Raw genomic sequence first — 11,567 nt, 5'->3', positions numbered from 1 at the left:
GTTGCTTACGAAAAAGCTTTCAAATCCACCTCAAGGAAACTGAAAACTAATGTCATGCCTAACAGTTAAGTGATACTAAATCCTTGTAAGGTTTATCGTGATGTAAGACAGAAGGTAGAGGGCAGAAGCGGTGCGACCCCGCGTCGTCGCTAGGCGCAAGGGAATGCTGACCAAGAGAGGGAATGCGCACCAAGAGAGGCAGAAGGGTTAGAAAGGAATTTGAAAAATCATGGTTTTTCAAACCGGATTTGGTATGAGATAAACGGATACAGATATATTTTATTCGGTTTAAGTTTTAAATATTATCTGCAATCAACAAAGATAACTAGAGATATAAAACATAATATATCTCGTAAATCAAGAGAAAAACTTTCAGAGTAATCCTCCTGCGATCGCTCTGAATATCTAACCATAGTAAGCAAGCGGTTTTGCCCTTACCAGAAAATCATCTTACCAATTACTAATACTGAAATGCTAATCGCTAGTTAAGCAGACTCAGGTTTTGGCAACGATGATGGATGCATTAATAACTCTGCAGTCGATCGCTTCTCTACCATTTCCTTAGTAATAGTACACCGAGTAACATCTTTCCGTGACGGTAATTCATACATCACATCCAACATCAACTCCTCAACAATACCCCGCAACGCTCGTGCCCCCGTTTTTCTCCTAAACGCTTCCTTCGCGATCGCTCGAATTGCCTCTTCCTCAAAATCCAACTGTACATTATCCATCCGCAACAACTTTTGATATTGCTTCACCAGAGCATTCTGAGGCTCTGTCAAAATTGCCATCAGAGTCTCCTCATCCAGAGGCTCAACTACGGCCACCATTGGTATTCGCCCAATTAACTCTGGAATTAAACCAAACTTCACCAAGTCATTCGGTTCCATTTGCTTCATTAAATCTATGACTTTTTTCTCCTTGGGCTGATTTTCTCCTGTTTGCTGAACAAAGCCCATTGACTTTTTGCCGTTTCTCTGTTCTACTATCTTATCTAAACCAACAAAAGCCCCACCACATATAAATAAAATATTGCTAGTGTCGATCTGAATACAATCTTGATAGGGATGTTTCCGGCCACCTTGAGGCGGGACATTAGCAACAGTCCCCTCTAACATTTTTAATAAAGCCTGCTGTACTCCCTCTCCAGACACATCTCTTGTTATGGAAGGGTTCTCACTCTTGCGAGCTATTTTATCTATTTCATCTATATATATAATTCCCCGTTGTGCTTCTTCTACTTCTAAATCTGCTACTTGCAGAAGCCGTAGCAGAATATTCTCGACATCTTCTCCTACGTATCCAGCTTCTGTTAATGTTGTCGCATCTGCTACTGCAAATGGTACATCCAATAATTCTGCCAAAGTTTGAGCCAACAATGTCTTACCACAACCAGTAGGCCCGATTAATAAGATATTAGATTTTTGCAATTCCACCTCATCTGGAGAGGACTTACCACTTTTTTTTGCCTCTACAAAGGTCAGACGTTTATAGTGGTTATAAACTGCCACTGACAAAACCTTCTTACCTTCCTCCTGACCAATAACATGAGCATCCAGATAATTCTTAATCTCTCTAGGTTTAGGAAGTTGGGCAATTGACACTCTCTTAGTACCACTACTTTGCTTTTGAGTAGAGGTTCCCGGTCGTTGCATTGGAGGTTGTGGCCCTGTTGTGTTAGAATCAAAAAGCTCCTCATCTAAAATCTCATTGCACAACTCTACACATTCATCACAAATATAAACTCCAGGACCTGCTATTAACTTGCGGACCTGTTCCTGAGACTTGCCACAAAATGAACATTTTAGATGGGAGTCGTATTTAGACATAACTTCCTCTTATTACATTGCAGGAACAGACTCTCCTGGTACAGGAAGATTCTGCTTACTAATCACTTGATCGACCAAACCATAATTTTTAGCCTCTTCTGAGGACATAAAGAAGTCACGGTCTGTATCAACTTCTATTTTTTCTAGAGGTTGACCTGTATGAGCTGATAAAAGTTCATTCAGCTTACGTTTATGATACAAGATTTCTTTAGCCTGGATCTCAATATCTACTGCTTGACCTTGAGCACCACCTAGAGGCTGGTGAATCATTATTCTAGAACTAGGAAGAGACATTCTTTTACCTTTGGCCCCACCAGATAGAAGAAAAGCTCCCATACTTGCAGCTAAACCATAACAAATTGTAACAACATCAGGCCGTACTTGCTGCATTGTGTCGTATATGGCCATTCCTGCAGTAACAGAGCCTCCTGGGGAATTGATATAGAGTTGAATATCTTTTTCTGGGTCCTCAGCATCTAGAAATAACATCTGAGCAGTAATGGTATTGGCTACATTATCATCTACTGGCGTGCCCAAGAAAATAATTCTTTCTCTGAGCAGTCGTGAGTAAAGGTCAAAAGCTCTCTCTCCCATCCCTGATTGTTCGACAACCATGGGCACGATGTTACTAGGACCGGAGTAAACTTGTAACTTGTTATAGATATTAACTAAATCATCAGAATATTGAGATATAACCATGGTACATCAGTTTATATATATACAAATTTTGTTTTTACTTGCTCATTTTTGATTCGTATCAATCCAAGCTGAATATTATTATGACTTAGCTTTAGTGATATTGGTAGTTGGGATTACCCAACCATTCCGGAAAAGAGGGAGTAGGGAGTAGGGAAAAAAAGATTACATTTAAAAGCGTACCTCACGCTTCCTCAAAAGTGCTGTAATTTTAGGGTTACTTAAAACAGTTTGGGGTTATCAGACACGAAGTGGCCCTTAATTAACTATTCGAGCGGTAATTCTTCCTTCTGCCTCCTGCCTTCTGCCTCCTGCCTTCTTCAATGAGGATTTTCCACAGTAGCTACTGGTTCGGCCTCAACTTCTACAATAGTTTCTGTACCTTGAACTGTTTCTAACTCTGGCTCAGTTTCTACAGGAGTTTCTGTAGCTTCATTTATTTCTGGATCTTCAGTTAGAGTTCCTTCAGGTACTAACTCTACTGTGCCATTTTCTTCCAACCATTTGATTGTTTTTTCCTTTAGTAAGTCTTCCGTGACTACTTCTGTTAATCTACCTAGATCTACATCCTTTCCTTGGAGCTGTTTCATAACTTTGGCTGACTCTGCTACGATCTCCTCTTCATCTACCTCGATTGACTCTTCTTTGGCCACTGCTTTAATAGCCCAATCTCTTTTCAATCGCTCAATTGCTTCTGGCCGCGATCGCTCTTCCATTTCTGGCAGTCGGTCGCTGGTGAAGAATTCTTTAACATCTATTCCATACTGGCTCAACTCTATTGCGCTTTGGTTCAACATTTGCATAACTTCATTTTTAATCAAAGTTTCTGGTAGTTCTACTTCCAAATGGGTGACCAACTCATTTACAATAGCAATTTCTTTATTCTGTTTTGTTTGTTCCTCTTTTTCTTTGGTAAATTTTTTCTCTAAGAACTCTCGTAATTCGGCTAATGTTTCAAACTCACTAACTTCTTGAGCAAAATCATCATCCAGCTCTGGTAATTCTTTTTCTTTGAGTTCTTTAAGAGTGATTGTAAATACTGCTGGCTTACCTGCCAATTCTGCCTCGCCATATTCTTCAGGAAATTGAACGGAAATTTCTTTTGTTTCCTCTAGGTTCATACCTACTACTCCATCAATGAACCCAGGAATAAATTGTCCTTCTTTCAATTCCATTTGAAAGTCTTGAGCCTTCCCTCCTGGAACTTCTTTCGGCTCTTCTCCCTCTGTCTCAGATGAAAGTATACCTTCAAAATCTACTATTCCTACATCTCCTAACTGAGCAGCTCTTCCTTCTACTGGAATTAGTGTGGCCTTCTCAGAGCGACGTTCTTCGAGAAATTCATCTACTTGAGCTGAATCATATTTAGCTTCTTCAGCCTTTACTACTAATCCTTTATAGTCATTAACTTTAGCTTCTGGCTCTACATCCACTTTGGCCGAGAAGACCATTTCTTTTCCTGGTTCAAAGTCTTTTACTAACTCTTCAAATTCTGTCACCAGGTCAAATTGGCCTATTGCATTGATTTGTTCTTGTTCTCTTGCTTTTTCTAGGCAATCATTGATTAGGTTATCTAAGGCCATAGCTTTAATATAATTTCTACCCAGCCTTTGTATCAATATTTGTCGAGGCACCTTGCCTTTTCTGAACCCAGGAATATTGGCTGTACGGATATATTTCTGAATTACCTGTTCGTAGGCATTCTTGGACATTTCTGGTGTAATCTCGATTTCCAGACCTATTTGGCTAGCTGGAAGTTTTTCCTGGGTAACTTTCATCGGCTTTTGTTTAAGTTGGTTAGAACTAAGCTTTAGATTATAGGCTATGATTTTAGTAAGCTATATAATTATTTATGAGAATCTTAACATTCTTACTTTTTCTCGCATTATTGTGTAGGAATGCAATGAGAATTTTATGATTTATGCAAGTTAGATAGCCTAAACTCTATGTCATCTTAGTTTTTTCAAAAAATTCTGGACTTTAATTTAATTCTTATTCTTTACTATAAGTATTTCTCTACCTGCGTCCATAATGCTTTGATATTAGGACTTTTTTAACTTTATTCTTTCCACCCTATTAGCAAAGTAAGCTGAGATATTAACTTGTAAAAGCTACCATATTATGGTACGTTAATAAGTTTACTTCTAGATTAAATGACTGTAAGTTCTGATTTCAGTATTCTCAATTTGTTAGACTATAATAATATCTCATATTGATTAAATTTAAGATAATAATTTAAGAAGTATTTCCTGACAGAATTCTGCACAAACAGCAGTTCAGCAATCAGCTGTCAGCTTTTTAAAAGAAGATTTAAACTTTTTCTAAAATTAAACGACAAGTTAGGAGTAGGGGGTTTAAACCCAAACTTCTCAGATACCTAATCCTATGCACAAATTTTTAGGCGCTCTAGCTGTTAATCTAGTTCCTATGCCAGAGGCTAGCTAATAGCTGATAGCTAGTTAAAAATAAATTTTTCTGGATTTTCCTGAAGATGAATATGTTAATACTCGATTATTTACTTGATATAGATAGCTAAAACTGAAATATCTAAGAATAGTTTGATTTTATTTGACGATAGTCAGTCAGTAAGTATAAAATTAATTGAGTAATATAAAAAAATATTGGTTTTATTAAATATTTGATATTATTAATGCTGCTTATTATCAAATTGAATATCTGTTATGGATGAAATATTAAAGTTAATTTGTAATCCTTAGTTGATAAAAATTATCCTTATGAAAAGTTGTAATAGGAGTGTATCTTAGATAATCTAGATGATCGCCAAGTTTAATAAAAATAAAAAATATCTTTCAGTCATATAGATAAAAAAATTAGATCGAACTATATAATATATCGAAATTGATGGCCATAAAAAAACTATTAAAGTTAATTAAAACCATGCTAAAAAATCAAATTATTGAAAAATGAAGGAGGAAAAAAAATTGTCAGAGTTTTACAAAAAAGTAGCAATATTAGGAGCAACTGGGGCTGTAGGCACAGAGTTGTTAGAATTGTTGCAAACTAGAAATTTTCCAGTAGAAGAATTAAAACTACTGGCATCACCCCGTTCAGCAGGTAGTACTCTAACATTTAAAGGACAAAACATACAAGTAGAAGCTGTAACAGATGATTCATTTAAAGATGTAGATTTAGTGCTAGCATCAGCAGGTGCATCTACATCGAAAGAATGGGCAAAGAAAGCAATAGAAGCTGGTGCTACAGTAATTGATAACTCTAGTGCCTTTCGTATGGACCCTAGAGTGCCTCTTGTAGTTCCAGAAGTTAACCCAAAAGCTGCGGCTCTACATCAAGGTATAATAGCTAATCCTAACTGCACAACCATATTAATGTGTGTAGCAATATGGCCTTTGCATCAGGTCCAGCCGATTAAAAGATTGGTAGTGGCCACTTACCAGTCAGCAAGTGGAGCAGGGGCTAGGGCCATGGAAGAAATGAAAACTCAAGCCAAAGAAATCTTAGAAGGAAAAACTCCTGGAACAGATATTTTTCCTTATCCATTAGCATTTAATTTGTTCCCACACAATTCCCCGTTGAATGATCGGGGATACTGTCAAGAAGAAATAAAAATGGTTAATGAGACTCGTAAGATATTAGAAACTAACGAGATCGGGATTACAGCAACTTGTATTAGGGTGCCAGTATTGCGCGCCCATTCAGAAGCTATTAATTTAGAATTTTCTCAACCATTCAGTGTAGACAGAGCTAGAGAAATATTGAGTCAAGCACCTGGAGTAACACTGGTAGAAAATTGGCAAAAAAATTATTTTCCAATGCCAATGGAAGCAAGTGGTAAAGATGATGTGTTAGTGGGGAGAATTCGTCAAGATATTTCTCATCCTTGTGGATTAGAATTATGGTTAAGTGGAGACCAGATCCGAAAAGGAGCTGCTTTGAATGCAGTACAAATAGCTGAGTTATTGGTGAAAAAAAATTGGTTGAGGGTACAAGTAGCAACAGTTTAAACTTAAGGGTGCAGAAAAGAAAAACAAGAGCCTTAAACAATTAATAATGAATAACGAATAATTAATAACTAACAATTACCTTTATCTGAACAGAAGAGACCTCAAAGATTAATTATTCGGTAAAGTTAATTCCTATTTCTACAATGTAATGAAATAGGTAACTAACAATAGCTCAGTCATACAAAAATAAAAAAATTTGCAGAGAAAATGTAGAGCGAAAGCGATGTTAATCTGAAAAAATTAGGTCTAGTAATAGGGCCAAAAAAAACAATAAGACCTAACAGAGAGATAAAAAACCCATAAGGAGTGGAAATAGTGTGGTAGATTTCGGTAAAATTATAACTGCAATGATTACGCCGTTTAATTCAGACGGTGGTGTTAACTATGAAGAAGTAGAAAAGCTATCTATATGGTTAACAGAAAATGGGACAGATTCATTAGTAATATGTGGAACAACAGGAGAGTCTCCAAGCCTAACATGGGAAGAAGAATATAAACTATTTCAAGTAGTTCAAAAAGCAGTAGCAGGAAAAGCTAAAGTAATAGCTGGTACTGGGTCAAACTCCACAAGAGAAGCGATCGCAGCCACTGAAAAAGCTGCTAAATTAGGGTTAGATGGTTCATTGCAGGTGGTGCCATACTATAATAAGCCACCACAGTCAGGACTTTATGAACATTTTAAGGCGATCGCTCAGGCTACCCCAGAATTGCCAATAATGATTTATAATATACCGGGGCGTACAGGTCAAAATCTGCATCCGGAAACATTAGCAAGATTGGCCGAAATTCCAAATATTGTTGCGCTCAAAGAATCTAGTGGCGATTTAGACCAAGTAAGTCAGATTAGGCGCTTGACTGCACCAGAGTTTAAGATTTATTCTGGGGATGACTATCTAACCTTACCACTACTGTCTATTGGTGGTAATGGCGTTGTCAGTGTAGCCAGTCATTTAGTAGGAAAACAGCTACAAGAGATGATAGTAGCATTTGAAACAGGTAAGGTACAAGTTGCTACACAAATTCATCTAAAACTATTCAGCTTATTCAAAGCTTTATTTGCAACAACTAACCCAATTCCTGTCAAAGCAGCCCTTAATCTGCTAAGCTGGAAAGTAGGCTCTACTCGCCCTCCACTATGCGACCCGACCACTGAAGTAACTGAAAAATTATCAGCAGAAATGGGTCAACTAGGTTTATTATGAGCCAATTTCACGGGTAATAAAGTTTTTCAGAAAATTAAATATTATCAATCTGAATAATGATTTGGCTACCCCCTGACCAAATCGCTAAAATCTTAAATTCTTAAGAGATTAGTGTTTCTGCTTTTAACTAAGGGGTATTCAACATCAGTAACAATCATTCAAAATCTTTCAAAGTGAACAACAACGAAAATAGGATAATTATGACAAGAAAGAAATCATCATCCACCCTAAAAATTATTCCTCTAGGTGGACTACATGAAATTGGTAAAAACACCTGTGTATTTGAATACGATGACGAAATTATTCTGCTTGATGCAGGATTAGCTTTTCCTACCGATGGAATGCATGGTGTAAATATCGTCTTACCAGATGTAACTTATCTGAGTGAAAATCGCCATAAAATTAAAGGTATGATTGTCACTCATGGTCACGAAGATCACATTGGTGGTATTCCTTTCCATTTGAAAAATGTAGAAATTCCTGTCATTTATGGACCAAGATTGGCAATGGCTTTGCTCTATCCAAAACTAGAGGAAGCAGGGGTCCAAAATCGCACAGAATTAAGGACTGTTCGTCCCCGTGATACTGTACAGTTAGGCAGACATTTCAGTGTTGAATATATTCGTAATACTCACTCAATGGCGGATAGCTTTACAGTTGCCATCACCACACCAGTAGGAGTAGTTATTCATACAGGTGATTTCAAGATTGACCATACCCCTGTAGATGGAGAAAATTTTGATTTTCAAAGATTAGCAGAGTATGGAGAAAAGGGAGTTCACTGTTTATTAAGTGATTCGACAAATTCAGAAGTACCCGGTTTCACACCTTCAGAAAGATCGGTCTATCCAAACTTAGACAGAGTATTCGCCAATGCGCCTGGACGTCTAATGGTGACAACCTTTGCATCTAGCGTACATAGATTACAAATAGTGCTAGAGCTAGCAAAAAAACATGGTAGGTTGGTGGCAACAGTAGGGCGATCAATGCTGAATGTGATTGCTCATGCTCGCAATCTCGGTTATGTTAAGTGCGAAGATAGTTTGTTTGTACCTCTGCATAGTGTCCGAAATATGCCTGATGAGAAGTTATTGATTTTGACTACAGGTTCTCAAGGCGAACCAATGTCAGCACTAACTCGTATTGCTAAGGGCGAACATAGGCAAATAAAAATTCGTAAAGGAGATACAGTTGTATTCTCCGCTAACCCTATTCCTGGTAATACGATCGCTGTTGTTAACACCATTGACAAACTAATGATGTTAGGAGCAAATGTAATCTATGGTAAAGATAAGGGTATCCATGTTTCCGGTCATGGTTGTCAGGAAGACCAAAAGTTAATGTTGGCACTTACTCGTCCTAAATTCTTCGTACCCTTTCATGGCGAGCATCGGATGTTAGTTAAACACAGTCAAACTGCTCAAAGTATGGGGGTTCCTCCAGAAAATATGGTAGTGGTGCAAAATGGTGATGTGGTGGAATTAACTAAAAATTCTATCGGTGTAGCAGATCGAGTACCTTCTGGTATTGAACTGGTAGACTCTTCTCGTTCTGGTATGGTTGAAGACAGCATTCTTAAAGAAAGGCAACAATTGGCAGAGGATGGTGTTGTGACTGTAGCGTTGGCGGTGAATGCAGATGGTAAATTGATTGATAGACCTCAATTACATTTACGTGGTGTGGTAAGTGCTATGGAAATCTCACAAATGCGCGAACTGATGACCAAAACATTGGAAAAAAGTTTGAGTAATAACTGGTCTGAGCATGCTAAGTTAGATAATGCTCAAGTTAATTGGTCTGGATTGAAAAATGATCTTGAATGTGCTGTTCAGCGAATGTTAAGACGAGAGCTTCAAGGTCAACCTTTACTGGTTTTCTTAATGCAAACTCCAGAAGCAGAGGATGTACAAGATAGAGATGCAAAAGAGAAAGTAGAGCAGAAAAAAGAACTCCCTGTAGTCAAACCACCAGCGGGGAGACGGAGACGTCGATCTACTGCAAAAGTAGCATCTTAACGAAGTCAAAAATCAAAAGTTGTTTTGATAATGGGGGTTTGGGCAACCCTCCAAAAACATTTCACCAATCAAGGCAGGGTTTTATACCCAGTTATTTTGATAAATTTGATGATTGGGAGTACGCTAAGGCCAAGATTTCAGTGTATACTGTTTTATATTTTGCGGAGCAAAACGCCCCTACTCCCGACTCTTGACTCCTTATTAATTAGGGCTTGCTGATTAAAGATAAAAGTCTTGACAGGTAAAGGTTTTACCCTTTTCAGGTACTAAGGGAGTACCAGCTTTTAGGTGGCAATGGTTAAAAAATCTAGGATTTTCGGCAAGATAAGAGCAGAAAATCACTTTTACGATTCTTCTGACTACTTATTCTATAATTCCCATTCCTCCTGACTTCACCGATTCTGGATTCTGGCTCCTACCCCTATCAATCATACTTTTTCAGCAAACCCTAATTAGCTAGGGTGTCTTCTGTAATTCTGGTCTTTCTTCGGCCACAATTGCTCCTTCTACAGGACAAACGTTGAGGCAAATTCCGCAGTCAATACAGGTATCAAAATCTATCCAATACCAATCAGTTCCCTTAGTATTTTTACCTGGTCCTTCGTGGATGCAAGCAACGGGGCAAGCTCCAACGCAGTCAGCAACACCTTCGCAGATATCAGTAACAATTGTATGTGGCATTTTAATTATTTGATCGAGTCAAAACTAAAAATTTATAGGGGATATTTCTCTGTTGTCAGAGGAGAGTTAAGTCGATATTTTTTTCTAGAAAATATCAACTTTCTTCACCAACTAATAGGTTAATTTAATTTTTCCAAAAATGCTTCATAAATTTGAGATTTGGAGCCAAAAACATAATTAGGAGAAGAAACAGTCAGATCTGTGCCGCCTACTTTTCTGAGATGATTAATTGCTGGTAATAACATTTCTTGTTTAACTACAATTGTCGCAGCATACCAATCATTTTTTTCCCCAGAATATACTTTAGCAATAGTTGGTCCTTGTAAACCAGTAATGCCACTTAATCCACTTTTATTCATTAATAGGTCGCCTATTTCATCTGCCGACTTTCCATCAACATTTGCAGTTATCGACACATATTTTTTTGACTCCATCTGAGCTTCAATTAACTCTAAAAAGACCTTAGTTGTTTCCAACTTAGCTTCACTTTCTTGCAACAAACGTTTATTACCAATTAAACAAGCTTGAGACTTAAGAAGTGTGCCTCCTTCAATTCTTTTTAAACGATTTTCTCTCAGAGTTGTGCCGGTGCTAGTTACATCAGCAATCATATCAGCATATCCCATACTTGGTGCAGCTTCCATTGCTCCTTGTACTGCTACTAAGGAAAAATGTACAATTAACTTTTCATACAACCATTTTCGAGTCAGGTTATTATATTTTGTAGCAATTCTAAGATTTTTTCCTTTCTCTTTAAATAGTAAAGTTAGCTCTGCTAAATCTTCTATGGAAGAAACATCTACCCAACTTTCAGGAACGGCTAAAACAACTTCACATTTACCATAACCTAATTTATCCCAAATAACTATTACATCATCATCGGATTGACTTTCTTCAGAAACTACGTCATAACCTGTAATTCCTAAGTCAACACTTCCTTCTTCTACTTTTGTAAAAATATCTGCTGCTCTTTGAAATAATACTTTTACTTGTGGCAGGGCAGGAATAGAACCGAAATATTGTCTGTCATTGGGTCTAGATACAGTTAAACCACAAGCTGACAATAAGTTCATCGCTCCTTTTTCTAATGCACCTTTACTCGGTAAGGCTATTTTTAAGATTTGCTCTGAGGTCATTTCAGTTATCAGTTATCAGTTA

8 protein-coding genes are annotated in these 11,567 nt (G+C 37.5%); 3 read left to right on the top strand and 5 right to left on the bottom strand.

All coding sequences use genetic code 11. The features are described from left to right. Positions 1–485 precede the first annotated feature (485 nt). The 3 genes from clpX to tig all read right to left on the bottom strand — a co-directional run bounded on the left by clpX (position 486) and on the right by tig (position 4,306). Entirely contained in the window at positions 486–1,832 is a 1,347-nt protein-coding gene (gene clpX, locus AC3DU7_RS12665) for an ATP-dependent protease ATP-binding subunit ClpX (RefSeq protein ID WP_488039701.1), read from the bottom strand. 12 nt (positions 1,833–1,844) lie between these two features. Then, entirely contained in the window at positions 1,845–2,531 is a 687-nt protein-coding gene (clpP, locus tag AC3DU7_RS12660) for an ATP-dependent Clp endopeptidase proteolytic subunit ClpP (protein WP_488039700.1), read from the bottom strand. A gap of 317 nt (positions 2,532–2,848) precedes the next feature. Next, positions 2,849–4,306 carry a trigger factor gene (tig, locus tag AC3DU7_RS12655; protein ID WP_488039699.1) on the bottom strand — a complete coding sequence of 486 codons (1,458 nt, stop codon included), beginning with the start codon at positions 4,304–4,306 and terminating at the stop codon, positions 2,849–2,851. A 1,146-nt stretch (positions 4,307–5,452) separates the two neighbouring features. On the opposite strand from tig, the gene AC3DU7_RS12650 reads away from it, so the two are divergent. The 3 genes from AC3DU7_RS12650 to AC3DU7_RS12640 all read left to right on the top strand — a co-directional run bounded on the left by AC3DU7_RS12650 (position 5,453) and on the right by AC3DU7_RS12640 (position 9,728). Next, positions 5,453–6,511 carry an aspartate-semialdehyde dehydrogenase gene (locus AC3DU7_RS12650; RefSeq protein WP_488039698.1) on the top strand — a complete coding sequence of 353 codons (1,059 nt, stop codon included), beginning with the start codon at positions 5,453–5,455 and terminating at the stop codon, positions 6,509–6,511. 317 nt (positions 6,512–6,828) lie between these two features. Beyond that, positions 6,829–7,713 (top strand): 4-hydroxy-tetrahydrodipicolinate synthase, encoded by an 885-nt coding sequence (gene dapA / locus AC3DU7_RS12645; RefSeq protein ID WP_488039697.1) that lies wholly within the window; start codon positions 6,829–6,831, stop codon positions 7,711–7,713. Between the two features lie 200 nt (positions 7,714–7,913). Beyond that, positions 7,914–9,728, top strand: a complete 1,815-nt coding sequence (locus AC3DU7_RS12640) for a ribonuclease J (protein ID WP_488039696.1) — start codon at positions 7,914–7,916, stop codon at positions 9,726–9,728. Between the two features lie 456 nt (positions 9,729–10,184). On the opposite strand, the gene AC3DU7_RS12635 is transcribed toward AC3DU7_RS12640, so the two are convergent. Both AC3DU7_RS12635 and hisG read right to left on the bottom strand, forming a co-directional pair. Beyond that, positions 10,185–10,409 carry a ferredoxin family protein gene (locus AC3DU7_RS12635; RefSeq protein ID WP_488039695.1) on the bottom strand — a complete coding sequence of 75 codons (225 nt, stop codon included), beginning with the start codon at positions 10,407–10,409 and terminating at the stop codon, positions 10,185–10,187. 119 nt (positions 10,410–10,528) lie between these two features. Next, positions 10,529–11,545, bottom strand: a complete 1,017-nt coding sequence (gene hisG, locus AC3DU7_RS12630; protein WP_488039694.1) for an ATP phosphoribosyltransferase — start codon at positions 11,543–11,545, stop codon at positions 10,529–10,531. Between the last annotated feature and the right edge of the window lie 22 nt (positions 11,546–11,567).

It is taken from the genome of Okeania sp., assembly GCF_983059655.1.
This window is presented reverse-complemented; position numbering and strand designations above follow the sequence as displayed.

Coding starts and splice junctions, on each gene's coding strand:
- clpX (WP_488039701.1), bottom strand. CDS start 1,832: ATGTCTAAATACGACTCCCATCTAAAATGTTCATTTTGTGGCAAGTCT.
- clpP (WP_488039700.1), bottom strand. CDS start 2,531: ATGGTTATATCTCAATATTCTGATGATTTAGTTAATATCTATAACAAG.
- tig (WP_488039699.1), bottom strand. CDS start 4,306: ATGAAAGTTACCCAGGAAAAACTTCCAGCTAGCCAAATAGGTCTGGAA.
- AC3DU7_RS12650 (WP_488039698.1), top strand. CDS start 5,453: ATGAAGGAGGAAAAAAAATTGTCAGAGTTTTACAAAAAAGTAGCAATA.
- AC3DU7_RS12640 (WP_488039696.1), top strand. CDS start 7,914: ATGACAAGAAAGAAATCATCATCCACCCTAAAAATTATTCCTCTAGGT.
- AC3DU7_RS12635 (WP_488039695.1), bottom strand. CDS start 10,409: ATGCCACATACAATTGTTACTGATATCTGCGAAGGTGTTGCTGACTGC.
- hisG (WP_488039694.1), bottom strand. CDS start 11,545: ATGACCTCAGAGCAAATCTTAAAAATAGCCTTACCGAGTAAAGGTGCA.